Annotated in this window: 21 protein-coding genes and 1 pseudogene; 13 read left to right on the top strand and 9 right to left on the bottom strand. The window is 58.8% G+C overall.

Features of this window, described 5'->3' with window-relative positions; translation table 11 throughout:
- Positions 1-21 precede the first annotated feature (21 nt).
- On the bottom strand, positions 22-894 hold the full coding sequence (locus M729_RS0128935; protein ID WP_024505417.1) for a glycosyltransferase family A protein: 873 nt from the start codon (positions 892-894) through the stop codon (positions 22-24).
- A gap of 244 nt (positions 895-1138) precedes the next feature.
- On the opposite strand from M729_RS0128935, the gene M729_RS0128930 reads away from it, so the two are divergent.
- Positions 1139-2371 (top strand): glycosyltransferase, encoded by a 1233-nt coding sequence (locus tag M729_RS0128930; protein ID WP_027163616.1) that lies wholly within the window; start codon positions 1139-1141, stop codon positions 2369-2371.
- Here the strand turns inward: M729_RS0128930 and M729_RS01000000136090 are convergent.
- The gene (locus tag M729_RS01000000136090) at positions 2364-3494 is read right to left on the bottom strand and encodes a glycosyltransferase family 1 protein (protein ID WP_024505415.1); all 1131 of its coding nucleotides are present in this window, start codon (positions 3492-3494) and stop codon (positions 2364-2366) included. The genes M729_RS0128930 and M729_RS01000000136090 overlap by 8 nt on opposite strands.
- Before the next feature lie 195 nt (positions 3495-3689).
- On the opposite strand from M729_RS01000000136090, the gene M729_RS0128920 reads away from it, so the two are divergent.
- The 4 genes from M729_RS0128920 to M729_RS0128905 all read left to right on the top strand — a co-directional run bounded on the left by M729_RS0128920 (position 3690) and on the right by M729_RS0128905 (position 8632).
- On the top strand, positions 3690-4967 hold the full coding sequence (locus tag M729_RS0128920; protein WP_024505414.1) for a glycosyltransferase family 1 protein: 1278 nt from the start codon (positions 3690-3692) through the stop codon (positions 4965-4967).
- Positions 4968-5006: 39 nt separating this feature from the next.
- Entirely contained in the window at positions 5007-6113 is a 1107-nt protein-coding gene (locus M729_RS0128915) for a glycosyltransferase family 2 protein (protein WP_196815422.1), read from the top strand.
- A 231-nt stretch (positions 6114-6344) separates the two neighbouring features.
- Entirely contained in the window at positions 6345-7400 is a 1056-nt protein-coding gene (locus M729_RS0128910) for an acyltransferase (protein WP_164752850.1), read from the top strand.
- 221 nt (positions 7401-7621) lie between these two features.
- Positions 7622-8632, top strand: coding sequence for a glycosyltransferase family A protein (locus M729_RS0128905; protein ID WP_024505411.1), 1011 nt, complete (start codon positions 7622-7624; stop codon positions 8630-8632).
- A 48-nt stretch (positions 8633-8680) separates the two neighbouring features.
- Here the strand turns inward: M729_RS0128905 and M729_RS0128900 are convergent, their stop codons facing one another.
- The 3 genes from M729_RS0128900 to M729_RS01000000136085 all read right to left on the bottom strand — a co-directional run bounded on the left by M729_RS0128900 (position 8681) and on the right by M729_RS01000000136085 (position 12581).
- Complete coding sequence (locus M729_RS0128900; RefSeq protein WP_024505410.1) at positions 8681-9622, bottom strand: glycosyltransferase family 4 protein; 942 nt, start codon at positions 9620-9622, stop codon at positions 8681-8683.
- 365 nt (positions 9623-9987) lie between these two features.
- Positions 9988-11481, bottom strand: a complete 1494-nt coding sequence (locus M729_RS0128895) for a lipopolysaccharide biosynthesis protein (RefSeq protein ID WP_024505409.1) — start codon at positions 11479-11481, stop codon at positions 9988-9990.
- On the bottom strand, positions 11478-12581 hold the full coding sequence (locus M729_RS01000000136085) for a hypothetical protein (RefSeq protein WP_024505408.1): 1104 nt from the start codon (positions 12579-12581) through the stop codon (positions 11478-11480). Before M729_RS01000000136085 ends, M729_RS0128895 begins: the two co-directional genes overlap by 4 nt.
- A 365-nt stretch (positions 12582-12946) precedes the next feature.
- Here M729_RS01000000136085 and M729_RS0128885 point away from each other — a divergent pair, with 365 nt between their 5' ends.
- Positions 12947-14380: a DUF4214 domain-containing protein gene (locus M729_RS0128885; protein ID WP_024505407.1), complete on the top strand. Its 1434-nt coding sequence runs from the start codon at positions 12947-12949 to the stop codon at positions 14378-14380.
- A 17-nt stretch (positions 14381-14397) separates the two neighbouring features.
- On the opposite strand, the gene M729_RS1000000139780 is transcribed toward M729_RS0128885, so the two are convergent.
- The gene (locus tag M729_RS1000000139780) at positions 14398-14532 is read right to left on the bottom strand and encodes a hypothetical protein (protein ID WP_280940201.1); all 135 of its coding nucleotides are present in this window, start codon (positions 14530-14532) and stop codon (positions 14398-14400) included.
- A gap of 91 nt (positions 14533-14623) precedes the next feature.
- Between M729_RS1000000139780 and M729_RS0128875 the strand changes: the two genes are divergently transcribed.
- Complete coding sequence (locus M729_RS0128875; RefSeq protein ID WP_024505406.1) at positions 14624-15685, top strand: NAD(P)-dependent oxidoreductase; 1062 nt, start codon at positions 14624-14626, stop codon at positions 15683-15685.
- Between the two features lie 14 nt (positions 15686-15699).
- A complete protein-coding gene (locus M729_RS0128870; RefSeq protein ID WP_050580536.1) occupies positions 15700-17010 on the top strand; it encodes a DUF4910 domain-containing protein in 1311 nt (436 codons plus the stop codon).
- On the opposite strand, the gene rfbC is transcribed toward M729_RS0128870, so the two are convergent.
- On the bottom strand, positions 17005-17556 hold the full coding sequence (gene rfbC / locus M729_RS0128865) for a dTDP-4-dehydrorhamnose 3,5-epimerase (protein WP_024505404.1): 552 nt from the start codon (positions 17554-17556) through the stop codon (positions 17005-17007). The genes M729_RS0128870 and rfbC overlap by 6 nt on opposite strands.
- Before the next feature lie 323 nt (positions 17557-17879).
- Between rfbC and M729_RS0128860 the strand changes: the two genes are divergently transcribed.
- From M729_RS0128860 to M729_RS0128850, 3 genes are read left to right on the top strand one after another with little or no spacing between them, the layout of a single operon-like run.
- Complete coding sequence (locus M729_RS0128860) at positions 17880-19175, top strand: class I SAM-dependent methyltransferase (RefSeq protein ID WP_027163612.1); 1296 nt, start codon at positions 17880-17882, stop codon at positions 19173-19175.
- The gene (locus tag M729_RS0128855; protein ID WP_027163611.1) at positions 19172-19987 is read left to right on the top strand and encodes a sugar phosphate nucleotidyltransferase; all 816 of its coding nucleotides are present in this window, start codon (positions 19172-19174) and stop codon (positions 19985-19987) included. The genes M729_RS0128860 and M729_RS0128855 overlap by 4 nt, the downstream gene beginning before the upstream one ends.
- Entirely contained in the window at positions 19984-20637 is a 654-nt protein-coding gene (locus M729_RS0128850) for a PIG-L deacetylase family protein (protein ID WP_024505401.1), read from the top strand. The genes M729_RS0128855 and M729_RS0128850 overlap by 4 nt, the downstream gene beginning before the upstream one ends.
- A 332-nt stretch (positions 20638-20969) precedes the next feature.
- Here the strand turns inward: M729_RS0128850 and M729_RS0128845 are convergent, their stop codons facing one another.
- On the bottom strand, positions 20970-21719 hold the full coding sequence (locus tag M729_RS0128845) for a response regulator transcription factor (protein WP_024505400.1): 750 nt from the start codon (positions 21717-21719) through the stop codon (positions 20970-20972).
- A 632-nt stretch (positions 21720-22351) separates the two neighbouring features.
- Between M729_RS0128845 and M729_RS0128835 the strand changes: the two genes are divergently transcribed.
- Positions 22352-23989: a hypothetical protein gene (locus tag M729_RS0128835; protein ID WP_245267658.1), complete on the top strand. Its 1638-nt coding sequence runs from the start codon at positions 22352-22354 to the stop codon at positions 23987-23989.
- A 358-nt stretch (positions 23990-24347) separates the two neighbouring features.
- On the opposite strand, the gene M729_RS0128830 is transcribed toward M729_RS0128835, so the two are convergent.
- Entirely contained in the window at positions 24348-24641 is a 294-nt protein-coding gene (locus M729_RS0128830) for a hypothetical protein (RefSeq protein ID WP_127218776.1), read from the bottom strand.
- A 394-nt stretch (positions 24642-25035) separates the two neighbouring features.
- On the opposite strand from M729_RS0128830, the pseudogene M729_RS01000000136080 reads away from it, so the two are divergent.
- Positions 25036-25412: pseudogene (locus tag M729_RS01000000136080) on the top strand (phosphomannomutase/phosphoglucomutase); the annotation flags it as partial.

The following is a 25412-nucleotide window of genomic DNA, read 5'->3' as shown; positions in this document are numbered from 1 at the left end:
TTCCGCATTGTCTTCCCACCTTCAGATTTTCAGGATGTATTCGGGTTCGATTCGTCCCATGGCGATGTGCCGGATCGCCAGCATGTTACCCCTGAGCCTGCCCCTGCGATCGATATACGGCTCAGGCCGCAGGCTCTTTGCGAGATTCGCGGCGATATTCCTGAACATCAGCGGAAGAGCGAAAGAGGCCGGAACGGAGCCCTTCCTGATCAGATAGATCGCATTCGCAACCTGGGAGTAGCCGAACCGCTCGCCGCTGACCCGCCCTGTCTTGATACCGAGATGGACGCCCGTGATCGCGGTCACGCAGACCACGCGGCCTTTGGATCTCATTTGGCTGGTGAAGTCGATGTCTTCCTGCCAGCCGTACAAGACGAGGCGCTCGTCGAAGCGCAAATCGCCCACAAGCGAGGAACGCAAGGACATGTTGCATCCGTATGCTCCGACATGGTCGACCACCGGCGGTCCATCATGTTTTTTGCCCTCGTTTTCCCGCAAGGCGGCTTCGGCATTTTCCCAGGTGAGGCCAGCATTCGTGGCACCGTCCCTGACGACCGTGCCCATCACCACCGCCCATCCATCATTTTCCACGAAAGCTTTCTCGACCTGCTGCAGATATTCGGCGGACGGAACGAAATCATCGTCGAAGAATGTGATGATGTCGAAGCGCCCCAGGGAAGGTACGAGAGCCCTGTTCCGCTGGGCAGCCAGTCCTTTCGGTCCGAAAACGAGTGACACCTGGAAAGGACAGCTTTCCGGCAGGCCGACATGCGAGGCGTCGGGCGCCGACACTATGACCTCATCAGGAAGCCTCGTCTGGCCGCCCAAATATCCAAGCAAACGCCCGACCTGTCCGCTGCGGCCAAGCGTCGGGATGATCACTATGAGTCTCATGCTCGATCCAGCTTCGGTTCCGCCGAAACCTAGACCGACGAGTGGACCGACACAGCCTGCATAAAAGGAGACGGGAGGAGCCTGGCCTACCGCCGGACACAGGCTTTCGGAGTATCCCGGTGACGGACCACATCCGCAAGTATTAGATGGCCATGCGCCCGTAGCGGTGTGTAGCCGATCGGACAGCTTGCCGGAGCAACGACATGGAATGGAGACTGCCAGCCTTATGAGGCTAGGGGGAACCATGCTCCACGAACGCTCTTCCGATTTGGCCGTCGCTGCCAAGATCGATGTATCCATCGAAGAATTGCCGGCCGCGCCGGGGCCCGGCTTCGACAGCAATGCCAAGATAGCGATCGTTCATGACTGGTGCCCGAATTTCCGGGGAGGGGAAAGGGTTCTTGCGCAAATCTGCAAGCAGTTCCCCAACGCCGAGGTCTTCACGCTTTTCGATTTCCTGCCACAAGAGGTGAAGGAGCAATATTTCCACGACGTGGAATTCCATACGTCTGCGGCCAACCGGATACCGATGGTCCATAAATTCTATCGATCCCTCTTCTTTTTCTGTCCCTTTCTGATCGAGCAATTCGACGTGACGGGCTACGACGCGGTGATCTCGTCGTCGGCCGCCTTCTCGCGCGGCGTCATCACCAGGCCGGACCAGCCGCATCTGTGTTATGTGCACAGTCCCGTCCGCTACGCCTGGGATGAACAATTTTCCTATCTTCAGCAGGGACGGCTTGGTTTCGGCCCCAAGGGAATGCTCTATCGCTACATGCTCCATCGCCTGAGGACATGGGATACGAGAACCGCGCACGGTCCGGACCTGATGCTGGCGAACTCGAATTATGTCCGCTCCCGTATCCAGCACATTTACGGGCGCCAGGCGCGCGTCGTTTTCCCCCCGGTCACACTGGGCGAATTGCCTTGTGTGGAGGATAAGGACGATTACTACGTTTCAGCGTCCTTCCTCGCCCCCTACAAGCGCACCGACCTTGTCATCCGGGCCTTCAACGAAATGCCTTCGCGGCGACTGGTCATCGTTGGCGAAGGGCAGCAATCAGCCTGCTTGCGGGCGCTTGCCGGTCCCAACGTCACCTTCTCGGGCTACCTGCCCCGGAAAGACTATGTGGACACCCTGGCGCGGGCGAAGGCGATGGTGTTTGCGGGCTGCGAGGATTTCGGCATAGCGCTGGCCGAGGCACAGGCCTGCGGGACGCCGCTGGTCGCCTTCGGTCGCGGCGGCGCCGTCGACATCGTACAGCGGCTAGGATCATCCTCCGAGCCGACAGGAGTGCTGTTCAAGGCTCAAACGGTCGATCACCTCAAGCAGGCAGTGGAACGGTTCGAAGAGAATAGCCATGCCATTGCGCCGCGCGCTTGCGCCAGAAATGCAGGACGTTTTTCAGAAGAGAACTTCGACCGCGCGATCCTGGAATCGCTAGACGCCGTCCAGGCACTTCACGAGATCATGTGAATTCGGGAGCCCTGACGATCTTCGTTTCCGTATCGACGCCGTCTGCGGCCGCCATCGCCTGGAGATAACGCAGGCCCGTCGCCCTCCAGCTGTATTCCGCGGCTCTCGCCTTTCCCTTGCCCATCATCTGAGCGCGCAGGGCCTGAGAAGTGCGAAGCTGCACGAAACTGTCGAACCATGCGTCCTGGTCGTCTGGGGATGCAAACAGCGCTGCATTGCCGCAGACTTCAGGCAGGCTGGCGCGGTCTGAAACCACGACAGGACAGCCGACGGCCATCGCCTCGAGGGCTGGGAGACCGAAGCCCTCCGTGAGCGAGGGGAAAGCCAGGCATAGCGAGTCCCCGAGGAGGGCCGCCAACTCGCCATCCGAAATGCGGCCGAGCCAGTGGATGTTTCGCGCTTCGGTCCTGGCGGATCCTGACCTAAAGACGCGCGAATCCGACATGCCGACAATCGCGATTCTGAGTCCGGCTTCGCCAAGACGATCAGCCATGTTCAGGAGGAGATCCAGATTCTTGTGAGGTGCGGCACTGCCGATCAGGACAACGGTTTCCCGCGAGGCCGCCAGCCGCGTCTGTGCTGAGTGTTCAGGCTCCCACCGCAAGGCATGCTCATGGCCGTTCGGCGCCACGAAAGCCCGCTCTGCCGGGATGACGTCGCGGCGAACCAGTTCATCCAAGGAGTAGTTGGAAACGGTCGAAATACCGCACGCCGTCTTGCCGAGGGCGGGCAACAGATTCCTGTAAAGAAGTCTAAAGGCAAATGAATAGCTCTGCGGGGCATTCCAGACGTTTGCATCATGGACGCAGACGATATGCTTGCGGGAAAGCAGCGGCCCTGTGTTGCAGAGGCTGAGCAGTCCGCTGCCATCCAGGGATGAGGGGAGCTGCACCTGTTCCCAGGCATGCCCGTTCATGCCGCCGATCTCTCGACGCTCGATGCAAGCCAGGGGGAAGTCTCCGGACCCTGGAGGGTGGAGCAGTGCAAGCTCGAGGCCGCGGGTCAGCGGGTTCTGCTCGGCCAACAAGGTGTCGAGAGCGCGCACGACCTCGCGCGCGTAACGCTGAACGCCTGTTGTCGGCTGCGAAAGAAACCGCCCATTGATCGTCCAACGTCGCGCCATGTCGTCCACCCCTTGGAACTTTCAGTGTGGAACCGTCAAGACGCCAGGTCACCATGGCCATCGGGTCATTCGGCTAAGTGGCAATCATCCGGATTGGCGACGTCGGACAGCGTACCTACCTCGAACGTTTAAGGGCCTTGGTGTTCCTGGGAATGCTAGTCTGCCTAGGGTGCCGGAAGGTCGGGGAAGCTGGACATGGCCAAGCTCGGGTTCGATACGAGGGAGTCGCCGCAACCAAGATCGGCCTGGCCGGCGAACAGACACCGTGCCGACACGCCCTTGGCCAGATCCGCTGTCGCCGGCGCCGACTTCCTGATCGGCCATCCCGCTGCGGTGTGCGCGGACCGGGAAGCGCCGAGACGGCGCTGGACGATAAATGGAGACTTCACGACGCTTCGGCCAACCGGTGTGGCCCGTTACGCCCGCGAGGTCACCTTGGCTCTCGACGCCCTCATTTCAGAAGGGCATCCGCTCGGTCGCGACCTGGAGATTGATCTCGTGGTGCCGCGTCCGCTTTCGGAACCTTTGCGCCTCGATGCCATCCCCGTCCGGGTCGTTCCTGAATTCAGCAGGCCGCGACTGCCGCAATTTTGGGTGCAGGCGCAGTTGCCCTGGCATGTGCCTGGAGGATTGCTGAGCTTCTGCAATCTCGCTCCCGTCGCGCTGAGGCGCCAGATCGCGTGTATCCATGACATGCACACAAGGCTCATGCCGTCGAGCTACGCGCGAGGATTCCGCTGGGCGCACCGCTTGATCCTGCCGGCACTTGGCAGGCAGGCCGCCCGCATCACGACCGTCTCGCAACTCTCACGCAGCCATCTGATCAAGTTCGGAATCGCGCCAGAAGAAAACATCGTCGTCACCTACAACGGCAGCGACCATGCGAACCGGTGGGATGCGGCGAGATCAACTCTGGCCGTCGACCGGAGCAGGCCGTATGTCCTCTGCTTGGGGAGGCGGGACCAGGAATATAAGAACATGGGGCTTCTCGCCAGGCTGGCCCCACACCTCGACGCGATGGGTCTTGACCTGTGGATGCCAGGCGATGTCGACGAGGCCACGCTCCTGAGGTACATCCCGCAAATGCCCGGAAACATCGTCCTTCCTGGCCGCATAGGGGACGACGACTTCAAGAAGGCGCTCGAAGGCGCCCTGTGCTTCCTGTTCCCGTCACGGATCGAGGGCTTCGGGCTGCCGGCGGTCGAGGCGATGGCTTCGGGCTGCCCGGTCGTGGCCTCGACCTCGCCATGTCTTCCCGAAATCTGCGGGGATTCGGCCCTTTATGCCGATCCCGACGACGTCCAGTCATGGGCCGAAGCCATCCGCCTGTTGATGCTAGCCCCAGACTTGCGGCAGCGTTTGGTTACCAAGGGGAACGCCAGGGCGAGCAGTTATTCCTGGCGGTGGATAGCGTGGAAATACCTCGAACTCATGATTCAGGTCGACGCCGATTTCGGGGAGTTCGGCGATTGACCGGCGGCCAGTCTTCGGATTGACCTCCAGGAGAGCACGATGGACGAGAACGACTTGCGAGCATTGGTGGCAGCCGCTCATCGCGCGCGCCGGCCTCGCCGTGTAACCACCGATCCTGGCCGCAGACCGAAACCCGTGCCGACCATTTCGATCTGCATCCCGACTTACAACCGCTCGTCCATGCTGGCGGAATTGTTAGACAGCATCATCGCCCAAGCTTTGGAGGACGCGATCGAGGTCGTGGTCAGCGATGATGCTTCACCGGACAATACGGTCGCCGTGGCCGAAGGCTATAAGGGTCGCATCAAGCACTACACCTTGCTTTCCCAGCCGAAGAACTTGGGAGTGGACGGCAATTTCCTGGCGGTCGTGGAGGCGGCGAAGGGCGATTACATCTGGCTGATGGGCGACGACGACCATCTGGAACCGGGCGGGCTAGCACGGGTGCTGGAAGCGATCCGGCGTTGGCCCGGCGTAACCGGTCTAACGCTAGGCGTGATCGACTATGACGTGACGATGACGCGCCGGACCGGCATCCGTCGGATCCCGCCTACACAACTGATCGCCGATGCCGGTACGCTGTTCGCGACGATGGGTGATCTGCTGGGCTTCATGTCCGCCCTGGTGATAGACCGTGCCAAATGGAATGAGATCGCATCCGAGCCTAATGTCTCGGAATTCAAGAATTACTACGTCCAAGTTTATATCATCGGCCGTGTTGTCGAACGGTTTGGAAAATGGGGCGTGGTCCAAGAACCTTGTGTCGGCTATCGGTCGGGCAACGACCAGTTCAATATCAAGTTCGGATGGCTGGATCGCCTGAAGATCGACGTTGCCGCCTATGATCAGATTGCTTTCGCGTTGTTCGCGGACACACCCGCTGTGTGCGAAGCGTTTCGCCGCCGGATATTTGATACGCACGTGATGGCGCGGTTGAACAACGCTAAAACTGCGGGGGGACGGACCATCGCGGTGAGCGCAGCGATCAGGTACCTGTACGGCCGTTACCATGGAATGCCGCACTATTGGACCCGCGCAGTGCCGACGCTCCTTGCGCCGCAATGGATCCTGCGGAACGCACGGTCCGCATACAAGCGGCTGTCGCCCAACTCGGGCGCGTTCCGAGCGCGTGAAATGTCCAACTGATAGATAGCGGCAGCGGGGGGTGCTACCAGATTGAGGATCGCGTCAATGGGCGCAAAGGATGAAGATCGTGCAGAAGAACGGACAGGCCACCGCGAGGCCGACCTCGTAACAGAACGGTTGAGGGCTGATCGCCGATGCATTGGACCATATGACTCAAGGGGATGCTGGGGTCCCTGGGGTGGGGCGATCTTCTCAACAATAGGCACGGTCAGCTTCGGACTGATAACCCGGGTGAACGCGGAATACCATCCGGCCGCCCGGACTGCTGGGGCAAGGAGGTTCTGGCACAATCCTCAGCTTTTGAGGCTCATATCCGCCTACGCCATCGGCTACATCCACATGTCCGGAGTGGTGAGCGCCGCCCATATTGAGCCGGGTGTCTTGGACATTTTCCGTTTCGGGACGGATCTGTTCATGGTTCTGGCCGGTTTTCTTACCGCGCATGTGCTTGGGAACAATGGCAGGTCGGCCGGCGCCTATTTGCGAACGAGGCTCATTCGAATCGTGCCCTTGTATTGGGGCGTCACGATTCTCGCATTTCTTGTCGAGAACTACGCGATGAAAAGCCATCAGAGGACCTTGTCCGAGCTTTTCATGTCGCTCGCCTTCGTCCCCTTCGGACCCTACCCCATCTTGTATCCGACGTGGACCTTGCTGGTAATCGTCGAATTCAGCCTGATCATCGCAGCTTTCCAACTCGTCAGCGTGAAATATGGGATCCTCTATTCCGCCGCCTTCGCGGTTCTTCTTGCGGTCGCGGGCGAGACATCAGGCATTGAGAACCCCATTTTCGTATTTTACACCAATCCGATCCTGATCGATTTCGCTTTCGGCATCGTCATCTTCAAGCTTTCCAACTCCGGGCTGTTCCCTTTCAAACTGCCGTGGAGCGGGGCCGTTACCCTCGCGGCGGCGGCAGTCGCCTTCGGAGCCTTAGCAGCAGTCTTGCGTCCTTTCTGTTGGCCGGCGCTGCCCCGTCTCCTCGCGCTCGGCATGCCGATGTCGGTCCTGTTGCTGGGGGTTGTCGCTCTGGAGCAGCTCGGTGTCTTCAGCGACTCCAAGCTCTTGAACTTTCTCGCCAAATGCACTTATGCGATCTACTTGACCCACTGGTTCGTGGCTATCGTATCCGAGAAGCTCGTTGCCGAAAGCGGAGATTCGGCGCGGCTCGCCTCGGTGCTGTTGTTCGTGACGCCCATGGCCGTCACCTGCGTTTCGGTGCTGGTTTATCTTTTTGCTGAAGTGCCGCTGACCCGATATCTCTCCGGCCGCTTCACAGGCAGCTGAATGAGACGGAGAGGCTGGCGATGAGGTTGCACCTGCCCCTACGCCTTTGGTCGATTGTCATCCCCTAGCCTTTTAGACGGCATGACCTTCCAGCCGATTTGTTGGAGGATGGGCCTGGAAACCAAGTCTTTGTCCTCGATCGTGGCGTGGTGCCTGTGCTGGCCCACATCAGGTCGCTCCGATAACCGAGGCGACCAATCAGGTAAGGGGAGCCTGTGCTGATGCCCAGCATCAATGTAGTCATACCCTGCTACAACGCTGATCGGTTCCTCGCGCAATGTATACGCAGTGTGCTTTCGCAAGGCATCGACGATCTCCGGATTGTTGTTATCGATAACGCGTCAACAGACGACAGCGTGGAAGTGGCACGCCGACTTGCCGCCCAAGACAGCCGGGTTGAAGTCGTGTGCCACGCCAGGAATGTAGGGCCAATTGCGTCCTTCAACGAAGGCGTCGAGCTTGCGCGAGGAGACTACTTCATCCTTTTGTGCGCCGACGATCTCCTGACAGACGGCTCGCTCCAACGCGCCGTTGATGTCCTCGAAAGCAATCCTGGGGCTGCTTTCGCCATAGGGTCTGATCTCAGCATGATCGAGGGGAAGGATTTTGCCGAACCAAGTCAACCAGATGGATGGCGCGTAACGGCGGGTGCCCGGTTCATTGAAGACTGTTGTCGTCATCTGGGCCATCTGGGAGTGTCCCTGGCCTTGGGAGCGGTGCTGGTCAGGATGACTGCGCAAAAGGCGGTGGGTCACTACCGTGCGTCACTCGCGCACGCGCCCGATTTGGAGATGGTGCTTCGCCTCGCGCGGTTGGGTTCAATCGTGGAATTCGAGGGCGCGCTCGGTATCCGACGCGTGCATGCAGCACAAATAACGGTGGTCCACTTTTCGGACAAATTAACGCAATTGAAAGAACGAGAGGCGGTATTCGCCAGCTTCTTCTCGTGCGAAGGCGCTGCCATGCCGGCGGCATCGGGGCTTCGTCGCATGGCAATGCGCCGGGTTGCCGATGCCGCTTATTGGTCGGCAGTCTCTCATATTGTCCGAGGAAGGACCGCTTGTGGCGTCGAATTGCTTAGATATAGCTTTTCGCTGTCTCCGATATTGAGGCTGTTTCCGCCGCTGGGCCATCTTTATCGAACGAAGGGCGCCGTCAGACGGGCCTTGGCAGTGGTTTCCGGTCGGTCGGGCTCGTCCACCCGCCAAGTGGAGCATGCGGATACAGCATAGTGCTGATCAAATCCTGTCGAGTGCCACTTTAGAGAGGCGCCCGCCTCCCTACACCATTTGTGATGACAAGCTGCTATCAGCCACCTGGCCTGCCTTGCGGAGCCAAGACAGGAACGGGCCATAGCACACATCGCAGGAAAAGAGGCTGGCGAATACATGCGCGGTACCCTCGGATTTCTGACGCCGAAGTTCCGCATTGCTCAACAGCGCGATGACCGCCTGTGCAAAGTCTGCACCACCATTGGCCACGATCGCTCCCTCATCAAGTTGGTGGGGGTCACCTGCGTCCACACCTATCGAGGTCGTCACGAGGGGGCGGCCGTAAGACATGGCCTCGGCCACCTTTATCTTGACGCCGGCGCTGCCGGAAACGAGCGGGGCCACGACAAGCTGGGCGCGCCTATATTCGGGAGCGAGGTCCGGGAGCGCTCCCACACACTCCAGGCCGGCCGCCGGCGTAACCTCACATGTGAAGGCGGCGGTTCCGACGATGCGAACCCTTGCCGTGGGGCATGAGGTTCGAACAGTTGGCCAGACCTCCTTCAGGAACCACGACAGTGCGGCACGATTTGGCTCTGTGGCATTCCCGACGAAGAGAACGATGGGCTCATTGCTGTCGGGTTGCTTTTCGTGATTGTCGAAGCCCATGCCAAGAGAGATCACGCGTGTCACCCCGAGATGGTTGCGGGCGTAGGAGGCGTCATCCTTGCTGTTGAAACCGACACACTCTGCCGCCTTCAGCGAGTTTGACAATCTCTTTTCCTCAGTCCAATTCTTGTCCGGGCCGGGGGTTGCGCCGGCCTCCCAGCGCGCTGCCCCGTTGCGGTGCTGAAGATGGCCAACAAGTGAGAAAACCCTGTGACCGTTGCAGGAGAGGCAAGGAGCGAAATGCACGGCATCGTGGAACAGTATGACGGCGTCCGGCCGTCCAGCTTCGATACGGTCAAGCACCCACTGAGTCTCTCCCTTGGAAAAGTTCTGGTCCGTCATTGGGGAAACAGGTGCGGTCTTCCGTCCAAGGAACGATCCGGCCAGATGCCCGGACCGAAGCAACTCCGTGGATAGAAATGTTCTCTGGCCCAATCTGATACTTCGACGAACCTGCCACGAAGAAAACTGCTCTATTTCATATACACTCCTACAGACTGGACTCCTTCGGCCGCGCGCTATGTTGGATACATACCCGTGTACCTCGTGGCCGGACTTCAGGAGATATCGCCCGAACGCCTGGATATAGGCGCCGTCTCCGCCGAAGAACGCGTCGTACGGATAGCTATGGACGATTGCTATACTGGCCATTTGCCCTCCAAATAGCTTCTCTCTCGGGCCTTCGCCGGTCGAAGTCGCGGGCTGCGTCAAGCGCCGGCCCGCGCCTCGCCTCGAAAGCCCAGCAGCACATCCTGAAACAGCTTGAGCTGCCCCAAGACGAACAGCAAGACGAATGCATAGATACTGATCAGAACCAGCCCGCCAGCCGCGAGCCGCAGAAGCGAAGGAACCTCCGGGCCGAGATAGCGCTGCACTGCCAGCGCACCCACCGAGGCCACGATGCCGGCCATCCATGGCCTCATGATCGTCCGCAACAGATCCCCGACTGAAACCGGCGTTCCGTGCAGGCTCCACACCAGGTGTGGATAGAGCCAGAGCACCAGCGCCGTCGAGTAGCTCAGTGCAACGCCCTCGGGGCCGAAGGAGATTCCTGCGCAGTAGGAAGTGATGACGAGAGGGGCGATGGCGAAAGCCAGATACAGGCTGCGCTTCTGCTTGCCGGTCGAGATGAGCAGCCAATATGTAGGGTTGATGATCCCGAACACCAAGATGGTAGGCGTGAGCAGCCGGAAGATGGTCGCCGCCCCCGTCCATTGCGAGCCCAGCACCACGGTGATGATCTCATGTGCGAACAGGAACGAGAACATTGTGATGGGAACCGTCACCGCGATGACGATCGAATATCCCTTGAGGTAGAAGTTCCGCAACCGCGCGGGATCATGCTGCATTCGTGACAACGCCGAGAACAGTACCGCACCGACGGCGCTGTTGATGGTCGCCGTAGGGATGCCAATCAGCTGGAAGGCCCGGGTATACAATCCGAGCGACGCAGCGCCCCAGAGCCGCCCGAGAAGGACTTTCTCCACATTGTAGCCAATATAGACAACGAGGTTGTTCAGCGTGACGATTCCACCGAAATGCAAGAGCGAGCGAATATTGGCGCCGCGTCGAGGCCATCCAGGAATCCACCCGGTGGCGATCCAGCAGCCCAGGCTGTTGATTGCCGGCGAGATAAGTGTCGGGGCGATCAGTGCCCAGTAGCCGTAGCCACGCAACGCGAGCAGCACACCGGACAGGATGCCCACGCACAGGGCACCCGTTTCGATCGCGCTGAGTGTGACATAACGCAAGTCGCGCTCGATCAGAGCGGCATGTTGCACGCCGGCCGCGTTAAGCAGGAAAGCTGGAGCGACCGCGATGGCGATCCTGAGTAGACGCGGCTCATGGTAGAAGGCTGATATCGTGTAGGCACTCGCGGCGCAGAGCAGCGCGAGAAAGACCCCTACCAGTATGTTGATCCAGAACAGTGCCGAAACCTGGTCAAACGAAATCTCATGCTTTTGGATGGTAGCGGAGGAAAGCCCGGCGGTGGTGAAGACGTCGAAAATGCCTGTGAGTGCCACCACCATCGCGACCAGGCCGAAATCGTCAGGGCTGAGCAGGCGTGCCAGGATGGCAATATAGCCCACCCTGAGAATCAGGTTCACCCCCTGGCTCACCATCCTGGCGACGCCACTTTGAATGGCTTCCCTTTTAAGGTTGCGGGGTTCGCCTTTGGCACTGAGGGCCTTGTGGGTCATGTATCACTGGCTGCATACGCGCTTGTTTCCGTTTGAGCTGCCGTAGCATGCCCCATGTGAGCGATTGCCTCGCCAGGCACCCGTTCCAGCCAAATTTCTCGCCACCAGGGATAGACGGCTCTTGGGCACTGCATCCGGCAATCGCTATATCTCGAATTGCACCAGACTTTTTCCAGGATGACCGCCGGTCCCCTGAGCCGGTTGAGAAGTCCGGTCTTTTCATTGACAAACGCTGTTACTCGCGACCGGACCCTGAAAGTATGGTCGCAATAGGGGACCATCTCGGCGTCGAAATACAGGCCACGGTTCTTATTATCCGTGTCTAGGGTCTTGAGGATTTCTTCATAGGACTTAACCCTGATCAGCTCCCCCGGTTGGAGATCAAGCTTGATGGTTGGAACCGGCTGGCCGGCAGGTATCGATCCCCGATATCGTGGGAATGAAACGCCACCGTAAATGTGCTGCACCTTGTCATACAGCCAGCTGACAATCACGGAGAGCCTCCCGAGATGCAGACGGCCCATGTAGTGATAGATACTGAATACTGCTGCATAGATGAATCCGACCAGGAGACGCTTTTTGCTGGCATTTCCCGATGCATAGTCTTCCACATACTGCCGGGCATCCCACCAAGAAAGTGGGGTGGTCGCATCCAGAAGTTCTGTGGCTTGGCATGAGTATCTCGGACCACCTGAAAGTGGCTGGCTCTTGGCGCGCGTACCAGCCAGCACGTCGCTTTCCGTGCAACCTTTTCCATTCGCCGCGTTGGTTCGCGGCGCGATTGCCTCGTCCGAGGACGCCACAGGCCTGAGCCATGCCTCTTTCCAGAAGACCAGGCACGCTGCCTGACAACCTCCAAACGCGTTGCCGTCGCACCTCAGGTTTTCAAGATGGATGCCTCCGGATAACTTGCGTCCGCCAGCAAAATTGATCGTGTCACATGTCTTGTGCGCGCGCTTGTAAACACGAAAGCGGTGACCACAATATTGAAACATCTGTGGCATGAAAGGAAGCTCCTCAAGTCGACCATTTCTGTCGAGCGTAAGAAGGATTTCTTCCTTGGACCGAATCTCTACCCAGTCGCCGACCCTCAGTGACATGCAGCACTCCCGTCCACAGCGCGCTCCGCAACCAATGTCATTTGCCTAGTGCCGTACCATAGCATCCCTGGAATCCGACAGCCGTCCCCGAATTAGCGGTAGCTACCTTCCACTTTTGACGGAGTGGAGCCATGGCTGTCACATCACTACGATCCTTCTCTCGGACCCGAACGGTCTCCGAGGCATTTGGGCGGGCTGGTAAGGGTTAGGTGCGGTCGGGTGGAGGCCAGTCCAAATAGGCTGTGCCATGACCACCGTCTAAAGGGGTAACGAGAGCCCGCGCTCAACCGTATGGGCAAATTGCGCGAAGTGTGTGCAGTCCCCACTATCCCGGATCTCGAAATCGGGCAGGGAGGCTTGTTGCCGTGTCGTTTCGTCTCGCAATCGTTGCAGCCTGCCTGCTGGCAACAGCCGCGCCTGCATCAGCCGATTTCCTCTGGGGCATCAATGGCCATCCAATAGTCTCCTATCCGGGCATTCCGGTGGAAAGGCAACTCGACTTCATCAAGGATCTCGGCCTGAAATCGTACCGCGTCAACGTTTCAGGCGTGGACAACGCGGATATGCTCTCCAACCTCGTCGACGCCGGGAAGGCGAGAGGGATCGAGATCCTGCCCGTCATCACGCCTGCGGTCGCCGATCTGGACAAGGATAGTCCGGAAGAGCTCTACGCGAGCACCCGGAAACTGGCGGTCACCCTTGCTACCAGGTTCAAGAACGACATCCGTGTTTGGGAACTCGGCAACGAGATGGAAAACTATGCCATCATCAAGCCCTGTGAGAAACGCGACGATGGTTCGCAATATCCATGTGCATGGGGACCTGCGGGCGGAACAGGACCGCTCGATTACTACGGCCCGCGATGGGTAAAGGTGAGCGCTGTCTTGAAGGGCCTGTCCGACGGCATGACAGAGGTCGATCCGAGCATAAGGAAGGCGATGGGCACCGCCGGTTGGGGCCACACCGGAGCGTTCGTGCGGATGAAGCAGGACGGGATCGCCTGGGATATTTCTGTGTGGCACATGTACGGCGATGACCCGGAATGGGCGTTCCGTGAAATCTCGAGATACGGCAAGCCGATCTGGGTCACCGAATTCAACAATCCTTATGGAAGTCAGCGCAGCGAGCGCCAGCAGGCTGACGGCATCAAGCAGACGATGACGCGGCTTAGCGAACTCAAGGACAAATATAAGGTGGAGGCCGCGCACATCTACGAACTGCTCGATGAGGCCTACTGGGCCCCCGGCTTCGAAGCCAATATGGGATTGGTGAGGCTCGTGGCTCTCTCAGATGGCAAATGGCGGACCGGCGAGCCTAAGCCTGCCTACAAAACGGTACGGGACTTCACCCGCGGCCCCCTGCCGATACCCAAGCCCCATCGGGACTGCGACCCCGAGGCCGCGGCTGCGGACCAGTCCCTACCGGCGCGGCAGGCAAGTTTCGTCTACTGCCTCATTCTTGGCCGCAAGGGCGACACGGCCAGCGTCAATCAGTGGTCGGCGGCACTTGAAGACGGAGCGACCAAACTCCCCGACATGATCATGGAAATGATGCGCTCGCACGAATTCGAAACCAGATATGCCACGATCGGCCTGACAGACCGCGCCTATGTCGGGTTTCTATATCTGTTGCTTCTGAACCGGTCCGCGGACGGCAACGGGCTTGAAACCTATACCTATCAACTGCGTCAAGGCTCAATGACGCGTGAGGCCGTGGCCTTCGGAATCGCCACGTCGGCGGAGTTCAACACCGGACACGCCGCGATGCGCGAAACATCCGCGGTCGCGGGGCCTGGCTGAAATCGAACCAACAAGCGCTAATTGAGTCTCGGATCGGGAATGCTGATGACGAGGCCGATGGAAGCATCAGCGACGGTGATCAGAAGAAATCCTCCGAAAGGATTAGGCTCGGACCACCCGAAAGGTGCACTGGCGGCAAAGGCTTCGTCCAACAGGGCATCCTGATCGCCTATTGGCGTTCTCCCTCACTGTTTTCAGCCCAAGTAGCCTTCTGGCGATCACTATCGGCTTGAGAGGTGCGCGATGAAAGTCATGGTAACCGGCCATCAAGGCTATATCGGCTCGGTGATGGTGCCGATGCTGTTGCGTGCAGGGCACTCAGTGACGGGCTATGACAGCGATCTCTACCGGCGCTGCACCTTTACAGCAGGGGGCCAGCGGGCTTCAATTGCTTCAATCCAAAAAGACGTCAGGGACGTAGATGCGCGCGACCTCGAAGGGGTCGATGCCGTCATCCACCTGGCGGCTCTTTCCAATGATCCGCTGTCCGACCTTGATCCGGACATCACTTACGAAATCAACCACAAGGGCAGCGTCCGCTTCGCGAAGGCGGCCAAGGACGCCGGCGTGTCGCGCTTCCTGTTCGCCTCATCATGCAGCAATTACGGACAGGCCGGCGACGGGATGGTGGACGAAACGGGCGAACTGAAGCCGGTCACGCCCTACGGCTGGTCCAAGGTGCTTTCGGAACGGGACATTTCTGAACTGGCCGACAGCAGCTTCTCTCCCACCTATTTCCGTCCCGCCACGGCCTATGGCCTCTCTCCCCGGCTCCGCTTCGACATCGTGCTGAACAATCTCGTGGCCTGGGCGGTCACCAAGGGCGTCATCCTGCTGAAATCCGATGGAACGCCGTGGCGGCCGATCGTCCATATCGAGGACATATCCAGGGCGTTCATTGCCGGGCTGGAAGCGCCCCGCGAGACCATTCACAACGAGGCCTTCAATGTGGGGCAGACGGACCACAACTACAGGATCCGCGACATCGCCGAGATTGTCGCCGAGGTCGTGCCGGGCTGCCGGCTTGAGTTCGCGTCCGATGCCGGACCCGACAAGCGCTCCTATCGCGTTAACTTCGACAAGATCGCGCTTGCCCTTCCTGCCTTCAAGCCGCAATGGGATGCGCGCAAAGGGGCCGAGCAGCTCTATCATGCCTACCGAAAGTCGAATGTCACTCTCGACGAATTCGAGGGGCCGCGCTTCCAGCGTATCGGCCACATCCGGTATCTTTTGGCCAACGGACTTCTGGACGGTCGGATGCGGGTGGCCGAAGCCTCGAAAAGACTGGAGGTAGCGGCGGGATAAGCGGTGTGGAACAGGTGAATCCCGGCGGACTCGGCTCGCCGCCAGCGTCCGTCAGCCTCGGCCATGAAATCTATGCCTTGGCCGAACGTCTGTTTCCGATCTGCAGGAGCATCACCGGAGATGGTGTGCGACAAACGCTGGACGTCTTGTCGGGGCACATCGATTTGGAACGGCATGAAGTGCCGACCGGGACGCAGGTTTTCGATTGGACCATTCCCAAGGAATGGAACATCCGCTCGGCAAGCATCACAGGCCCGGACGGACAAACGGTCGTGGATTTCGCTGACTCCAACCTGCACATCGTCAACTACAGCTTACCCTTCAAGGGGATACTGCCGCTCGAAGAATTGAGGCCGCATATCCATACGCTGCCGGAACAACCGAAGGTGATTCCCTACCGCACTTCCTATTACACCCCGACATGGGGCTTCTGCGCAGCCCATGACCGTGTGGCCAACATGCCCGACGGTCTCTATCGGGTGGAGATCGATGCCGAATTCAAAGACGGCAGCCTCGCCTACGGAGAATACCTGCACCGCGGGCAAACAGAACGGGAATTCCTGCTTTCGGCGCACATTTGCCATCCCTCACTCGCCAACGACAACTGTTCGGGCCTGGCCCTGCTGGCAGCGCTCGCAAGAAGCCTGAAGGCAAGGGAAACACGATACAGCTATCGCTTCCTGTTCGCCCCGGGCACCATCGGCGCGCTCGCGTGGCTGTCGCGCAACGAGGACCGGACATGTCTCATCGACCATGGTCTGGTGCTGTCATGCGTTGGTGACGCAGGAAGCCCGGCATACAAGCGCAGCCGCCGCGGTGACGCGCTCGTCGATCGCGCCATGGCACACGTGCTCGGGCGTCTAGCTGGGGCAAAGATGCTGGATTTCTCCCCTTACGGTTATGACGAGAGGCAATATTGCTCGCCGGGCTTCGATCTTCCGGTCGGCATGTTCCAGCGGAGCGTCCACGGCACATTCCCCGAATACCACACGTCGGCCGACAATCTTGACTTCATCAGGCCGGAGCATCTCGAGGATTCCTTCCGCATCCTGACGGACGTAATCGACATCATCGAAGAGGACTGGACGCCGTTGAACCTCTTGCCTAAAGGCGAACCGCAACTCGGCAAGCGCGGCCTCTATGCAGCCCTGGGAGGGCAGAAGTCGTCGGGCGCAACGTCGATGTCGCTGCTTTGGGTGCTAAACCTTGCCGACGGGCAGCATTCGCTTCTGAGCATGGCGGAGCGTTCGAACCTGCCGTTCAAGGAACTCGCCGCCGCCGCCAGACTGTTATCGGAACATGGTCTTTTGGCAGCAGCCTCATGAGGCCGACGCGCCGGTTCGCCGTCTGACAAGGGGCCAGGACTTGTCCCTTTCCGACATTGCTGTCGGCATCAATGGCCAACGGATCGAAAAGGCCGGGTCATTGTAGAGGACGCCCGTCGACGCGTGGGGCGCATAGAACTGCGATATGAGATAAGAGACCTCGGTGCCGTCCGTAAGGGTCTGCAGGCCGTGCGCGAATCCGGCGGGGATATAGACCTGCTTCATGTTCTCGGATGTCAGCTCGAAGCCAAGCCACTTGTAGCGTGTCGGTGAATTCGGGCGCAGGTCCACGACGACATCAAAAATAGCGCCGCGGACACAGGAGACCAGCTTGACCTCGGCGTAAGGCTCCTCTTGGTAGTGTAGCCCCCTGAGAGTTCCCTTTTGGACCGAACAGGACCGGCTGTGCTGGACAAATCGGGTCGCCAGACCGCAATCCGCCATCTCCTTTTCGCAGAAAAGACGGGTGAAAAAACCACGGTCGTCAACCATCAGTGTAGGCTCGATCAGCCAGACACCTTGAAGCTCCGTTTCGGTAAACAGCATGCACTTGGATCCCCCGTGCCGAGCAAGACCGGCGCGGCAATTGTCAGCGTCGCCAGCCGACGCTGGAAGGGCTACCTAAGCCTTAGGTGGCCTCTTCGATAGGGGTATATCCGGATGACGGCTTTACCCGTTCGGCGGGCCTCGCGCCGGCATTGCCGCCGCCCGCTCGCTATTAGGATTAAGGCACCCGACGGATTGGCAAATCGAACCAGGGGGGGCTGTATCCTAACCTGTGGCCATCTGCCTGCGGAGGCGCGGCAGGCATCGGTTCTGCGTAGCGCGCCGCGTCTCCGTTTTCAAACCAGCAGACAGGAGCAGGGGGAATGAACATTCAGGCAGTCGAAATCGTCCGCGATCATAGTGCGGCAAGCCGGAATGTCGGCTGCAGGCTCTGCGGGTCGCGCCTGCGCCACACCCTGGTCGATCTTGGCATGTCGCCGCCGTGCGAGAGGTTCCTGCAGCCCGACCAGCTCGACCAGATGGAACCTTACTACCCGCTCAACGTGCTTGTCTGCGACACGTGCTATCTGGTGCAGCTCAAGGAGTATATGAGCCCAGAGACCATCTTCAGCGAATACGCCTACTTCTCTTCGTTCTCGACCAGCTGGGTGGCTCATTCGAAACTTTATTGCGAGACGATCACAGGACGCCTTGGGCTTGGCCCTGACAGCCTTGCGGTGGAACTCGCAAGTAATGACGGTTACTTGCTGCAGCATTTTCTGCCACTCGGCGTTCCTGTGTTGGGCGTCGAGCCGGCAGCCAATGTCGCGCGCGCCGCGATCGAGAAGGGGGTGGCCACCTGGGTCGACTTCTTCGGCGTCCGGCTGGCAAATCAAATGGTGGGCGAAGGACTTCGCGCGGACCTCATCATTGGCAACAACGTCCTGGCGCAGGTGCCAGACCTCAATGACTTCGTCGCCGGGGTGGCGATCCTGCTCAAACCGGAGGGCATGGTCACTCTCGAATTCCCACACATCGAGCGGCTGATGGCGGAGAACCAGTTCGACACCATCTACCACGAGCATTTTTCGTATTTCTCACTGTTGACGGTCGACCTGATGGCGGCCCGTCACGGGCTGCGGCTGATCGATGTCGAGGAACTTCCCACCCACGGTGGGTCGCTGCGGGTCTATCTCTGCCACGAAGGCAGTGCCTGGCCGAGGAAGGACAGCATCGCCCAATTGCTCGAGCGCGAAACCAGGCATGGGCTTGGAGAGATGTCGACCTACGCCTCTTTCGGCTACAAGGCGCAGCGCGCGAAGCGTGATCTCTTGGCATTCCTGATTTCGGCCAAGGAAGAGGGCAAGACGATTTGCGGTTACGGCGCGCCTGGCAAGGGAAACACGCTGCTGAACTACTGCGCCATCGGCACCGACTTCCTGGATTTCACAGTGGACCGCAACCCGTACAAGCACGGGCGTTATACACCTGGAATGCACATCCCGATCAAGCCCGTCGACGCAATCGACGAGGCTAAGCCAGACTACATCCTCATCCTTCCGTGGAATCTGAAGGACGAGATCATTCAGCAGATGCGCCATGTCGCCGCTTGGAACGCGAAATTCGTAGTGCCGATTCCTTTCGTGACCGTAATCGATCCGTCGGAGTACGAGAAATGAAAGTCATTCTTTTCTGTGGCGGTCGCGGGACCCGCATTCGCGACTATTCCGAAAGCATCCCAAAGCCGATGATACCGCTCGGCCACCAGCCGATCCTGCGCCATGTCATGCAATGGTATAGTGACTATGGGCATGACGAGTTCGTGTTGTGTCTGGGCTACAAGGCCAACGTGATCAAAGACTTTTTCTTGAACACCCGGCCGCAAACGTTTTCCGATTGCGTGGTTACGCGAGGAGGCCAGGACGTCAAGCTCCTCGGCGACACAATCAAGGACTGGAGCATCACTCTGCTCGATACCGGTATTTGGCGCAGCATTGGAGAGCGCCTGTGGGCTGCGCAGGATCACGTCAGGAACGAGAAGATGTTCCTGGCCAACTATTCCGACGGCCTGACCGATGTCGACTTGGACGACATGATCGGAAAATTCGAGGCCAGCGGCAAGATCGGGTGCTTTCTGGCAGTGCACGCGCCGCTGACTTACCATTTGGCCGACATCGCGGAAGATGGCCGCGTGCGCGAGTTTCGTGCGGCCGAGACATCGGAGATCTGGATCAATGGCGGCTACTTTATATTCCGTCCGGAAATTTTCAACTACATGCGCGACGGCGAGGAACTCGTTGTCGAGCCGTTCAAGCGTCTGATCGATGACAACATGCTGATGGCGTACAAGCACGAGGGTTTCTGGCGTTCAATGGACACGCTGCGCGATTGGCAATCCCTCGAAGACATGGTCGAAAAGGGCGACATGCCCTGGAGTATGATAGCCACCGCCGAGAAGAATAGGCGTAGTATGGGGTTGGCCGCATCATGAAGGGGCTTGGTCTCGCGCGTGGCGGCGAGGAACTCTCGATTCTGTGCGTCGGGGCCCATTCCGACGACATTGAGATCGGCGCGGGAGGCACAATCCTCAGTCTGATCGCGTCGGAGGTCAAACTTCACGTCTACTGGTGCGTCTTAAGCGCCGGCGGCCAGCGGTCGGCCGAAGCCAGGGCTTCGGCCGAAGCCTTCCTCGAAGGATCCCATTCGTCCACGATCGACGTTGCGGATTTTGAAGACGGCTATTTCCCAGTTCACAGCCGATCGATAAAGCATTGGCTGATGGACGTAAGATCAAGGGTTCATCCCGACGTGATATTAACCCATGCCAGGTTCGACGCCCATCAGGACCATAGGGAGGTCAACCAACTGACCTGGAACGTTTTCCGCGATCACCTTGTGCTCGAATACGAGATTCCGAAATGGGACGGCGATCTTTGCCAACCCAATGCGTATGTGCCGATTGCAGCCCACGTGCTGGAACGCAAGATCCAACTCCTTCACGAGCACTTCGGGACACAGCGCTCAAAGGACTGGTTCGATCGGGAGACATTCGCCGGGCTTGCGCGGTTGCGTGGAATGGAATGCCGGGCACCCGAGCACTTTGCGGAGGCCTTCACGCTTAGGAAGGTCAAAATATTGTAGCGATAGCCCTCCGGGGTCGCTGTCGCAAGGATTGGTCCCCCAGGACGGCACGACCAGTTCCACGAGAGAGCAGCAACCTGGTCCTCGCCATTGACGAAGTGTCACTTCCGGCTGGTTGCTGGACAGTGAGGCAGGCGTGCTTTGGACGCCTCGCAATGGTTAGTCTTTAGGAACAGGACATATGGGAGCTGGCTATATGCGGGGCGCCCACCACGGGTGTCCAGCGGGACGGAGGTCCCTCAATTGTGCAGCAATCATCCCCCAGATCAGACGCTACGCGAGAGCAAAACGGTCCGCACGATTTAACCAAAGTTAGCGTCTCATTTGCTTCGTCACTCCACAGCCAGAGATCCTTCAGCGAAGAGATCGTTGACCTTGTAAGCGACTTCCGTCCGGTTGGTCGCCTTAAGCTTTTTCATGATGTTGCGGATGTGCACCTTCACGGTGCTTTCTCTCAGGTTCAGCTCATAGGCGATGATCTTGTTCGCCTTGCCGCGTCGGAGCGCCTGGGCGACCTCAGCCTGTCTGAGCGTGAACATGCCTGTCAAAGGTGTTTCAAGGCTGCCTGAATCTATCAGGTGCCGCATGGACAGGACACTACTTGCAGGAACGAAAATGCCTCCTGCCACCGCAAGATTGATCGCCTCGACACAGACGTCGATCCCGACAGAGGTCGGAATGTAGCCACGTGCGCCACATTCGAGAGCCGCCAGTATCTGTGCAAGGTCTTCTGTGTCGGCCAAGATCACCACAGGCACCGACCTGAACTCGGACGAAATGCGCCTGATCTGATCCGCTATGCCATGGTCGGTGACTTTCCGGCCGCCCAGGTTGAAAAGAATGGCTGCAAGGATCATCCCCTCTTTCACGCGCCATTCGTCTATCGAACCCTTGGCCTCGACGGCCATGCCGAGTTCGTGGTCTTCCAAGGCCGATGCCAGACATTCGCGATCTAGCGCCCTTCCGTCCAAGATGAGGAGGCATTCTCTGCCTACTTGTTCATGGACCGTTGCTTTTCCGCCGGACGGAATTCCTGCCGGCTCTACCGAAGTGTATTTATGCAGTTCTACTGTGGAACTCATACTCTTACCCACCCTTTTCCCAACAAAATCCGCCCTAAGGCGGCAATTAGCCCCTCACTCGTCAGTTTCTTCAGAAAGTATAGTAATGCCCACCCGTTCTGAGAGCCTGGCTGGAATTGTCCAACCTGGTGCACCCGCTGTTCCTCATTCCCAGCCAGAACAGCGTGAGTAGCTTATGGGCTATTCACAAGCGGGCGCTAACATAAGTTAATTTTCGGTAAATTTTTGAGCCACGAAATCCCGACGCCTACCGGGAAACGCGAAGCCAGGGCGGCCGCGCCGCGCTTGTGCCGACACAGATACGCGTTGCGAAGGCTCGGGCTGAGGTGGCCACCTGAGGACCATCCTCCGTCAGCAAACACATATCCAGAACGGATCCGGCATTCTGGATCTCGGCTTCCAGCGCGTCGATCAGTCTTTCGACGGCTTTGCTGGCAATATGGCTGTCAGGGTACTTGGCTTTCACAGTGGCGCACTCGTAGATTTCCTTGAATTGCCTGACCCTGCTTGGGTCCGAACATGCGATATACATCGCGGGTGTCATATCGCCTCTCCTCCTTATGGTGGATTCTAGACAACCCGCCCGTTGCCAGCCTTCGGTCCATCACGCGCATTTCTTAGTGCCGACATAGATGCGGCCATTCAGCCCAGGATCGCATTTTGCGCCGGCCACTGCCTTCACCATCAAGGGCAAGGGCGATGGAGACGAGCGCGTCTGCTACCTCCCTTCGCGGGTGAAGGCTACCCCCTTTGACTCTCTTGCGGGGGATACTCACCTGCCGAAAGATTGGCCATCGGACAGCTTGCTGTATCCGCTCACCGGGAACTCGATCGGCATGCAGGTGTCTTTGCCGGGACTGCTAGTATGCGCGGCTATTTTGCTTGTTGCGTACTATTCAAGGGGAATGCTGATCATAGGCTTGATCGCTTCCCAGGCTTTCGGTGCGACGGCCGTGATGACCCTGAGCTTTCTGGGTGGCTCATCCCCCTTGATCTACACCTTATTCGCGGGCCTGCTCGTCACGGCCGTCGCCGCGAGACGGCGTATCTGGTTTGATCTTGGATTCGTGTTCGGAAGCATCGGGTCGATCTGGGTCCTTACAAGCCTTATGCTTTACGCAATCATCGGATCATGGCTGTTTCCGAGGTTCTTTGCGGGACAGACGACCGTATTCGTGCAGTCCAAGAACCGTGGAACAGTCGTAGAAGATTCATTGGCGCCCGTTTCAGCCAACATTTCGCAGACGGGCTACTTTATTCTTGGTGGCCTCGCCGCGATAGCACTTTGCGCCCTGCTGCTGCACTCCAACCGGATCGATCAAATCAGGCGCGGCTTCTTTTTGTGGTGCGGCCTGCACGCGGGAATGGGGCTGATCGATTTCATTGGCAAGACCGCGGGGGCGGGAGACTTTCTGGCCCCGATCAGAACCGCCAACTACGCGATTATATCGAACGCGGTCGAGGCAGGCTTTGTGCGGATCACCGGGCCTTTTTCGGAGGCCTCTTCGTTCGCCAGCGTTTCTCTCGCCTGCCTGGCATTCTGCTACAGCTACTGGAGAAAGACCAAATCACCGCTTGCGAAATGGCTGGCCGGAATCCTGCTCTTCTTGTCCATTCTGTCGACTTCATCGACGGCTTACGTCGGGCTGACACTGCTATGCATCCCCGTTGCGTTGTCCATGCTACAGTCGGTCATCAGGGGAAAAGTTGCGCGCGAAGAGATACTGATAATAGCTCTCATGGTGGTGGGCGGGACCGCCGTACTGGGCATTAGTCTTTACAAAGCCGAGGCGTTGGACCCGTTCGTCAGACTGATCAACAGCACCATCATTAACAAAGCGGATTCCGGGTCAGGCCATGAGCGCACTTATTGGAATGTAAAGAGCCTGCAGTCGTTTCTCGATACGAGCGGACTGGGCGTTGGTTTCGGCAGTTCAAGGGCATCGAGTTGGCCGATCGCTGTCCTGTCGCAGTTGGGTCTGTTTGGATCGCTGATGATAGTGGCCCTGCTCTATGTCGTGACCAGAGGCCTGGGCGCGGTTCGGGAACGGGTGGATGCAGAGACAGATGCAATCGTGACGAGCGTCAGGAATGCTGCCCTTGCAAGCATAATTGCAATGTCGGTGTCGGGTGGCAGCGCTGATCCAGGCATCCTCTTCTTCATCGCACTTGCAGTTGTTTGCGCCACGAGAGCCCGTGCTCGGCGCGGCGTAGCCGCCTTGGAACGAAGCGTTCCGGCGCCGGGCCACGCCACCGTCAACGTCCTGTAATCCAGTTCCGCCGAATTGGCTTCGCGGTGGCAAAGGTTCCTGGCGATGTGCCAGGCCCCCGTCCTGTGCAATATCGGCAGCGAAGTCGAATAAGGGACGGTCGTCGCGATCGAGCGTGCGACAGTACCGCGGCGGTCGCTTGCGAACGAGTAGAAGGGCTGCCGGCAATGTGCATTCGAAGCTTGCGTGGCTGTATCGAGGAGGTGCAGCAGCATCGTGCGGCCTTCTCCGCTTACGTGGTCTCGGGGTATAAAAGTGATCAGAAGCCGCTGCCGTAAGTCAAGTGCGGCCAGGACAGCTGCACAAAGCTTGCTGCATCCCGACGGAGCCAACTAGGTCCAGGGCTATCGGGAATTTGTCAAAAGACTTTTATGCTGCAATCGATATTTGCTTCCATAACGGGCCGACGACTTTCGTCAGAAACAGTCACCGAAAGGTTGCTTTGTAACCCGCCCTGAACTTCGTCCTGTGCCATGGCGACCAGCATTTTAACCGCATCTACCCGGGCCTCGAGCGCACCAACGTAGTGGGTGCCCTCTGTATCGGGAGAATGGGATTTGCCGTCCCGGATATCAAAAAAAAACAGCGGCATTTTTGCGCCCGTGCTTAAAGCTGTGCGTTCGTCAGAGCAGAAGACTTGCTTCTTGCTCACGGCTGCTTAAGGCATTCCCCTGGGGGATTCTAGCAACCGCAGATGGTCAATGGGACGCGGCTGTGGAGAACTCGAATGGCGGCGATCACAAAATATTACAAGGTTTATTAACGCCAGGAAACGCTCCTTATGGGTGGTCCTGGAGGTCGCAATCCAGCCTACGTTGGAACGCGGCACGGTCGTCGATCAGATCGCGGCATCACGACATTCAGCGGTATTCGGATCTTTGCGGGCATCAGGGCTTGCAGGGCACCGCGGAAATAGCCCGACAACGATGCTCGCCGGCTTTCCATGTCGTGAAAGGGATCAACCAAACTGATAGATAGGCCGGAAGAACGGTTCCGGTAAGCTACCGCCTCGACAACCGCATTTGTGTCGTTCGGAGTGTCCTGTCTTGTCGCTGAATTTCGTTGACGAAGCCCGGCCCAACACGTTCGAGTTTGAAACCTCGGCGCTGATAAAGGCGTCCGGGTTTAGGGAATATGATGCGCGCTGGTGGTTTGGCCAGGTCGCGCCCGAACTTAACCTGATCGGCGTCCAGGCGCTCGGAATGGGGCTTGGCACGCTGATCCGCCGTGTCGGTGCCGGTCCCGATATCGTCACCGGGCATGATTTCCGCTCCTATTCGCTTGGCATCAAGCTGGCGCTGGTGTCCGGTTTGATGGCTGCAGGCGCTCGGGTGAGGGACATCGGACTGGCGTTGTCGCCGATGGCCTATTTCGCCCAGTTCGCACTGGACGTGCCTTCGGTCGCTATGGTCACCGCCTCGCA

Origin of the sequence: Mesorhizobium sp. WSM1293, assembly GCF_000513875.1 — a bacterium.
GTDB lineage: Bacteria > Pseudomonadota > Alphaproteobacteria > Rhizobiales > Rhizobiaceae > Mesorhizobium > Mesorhizobium ciceri.
The sequence above is the reverse complement of the archived record's forward strand: the minus strand, read 5'-3'. Positions and strand labels throughout refer to the sequence as shown.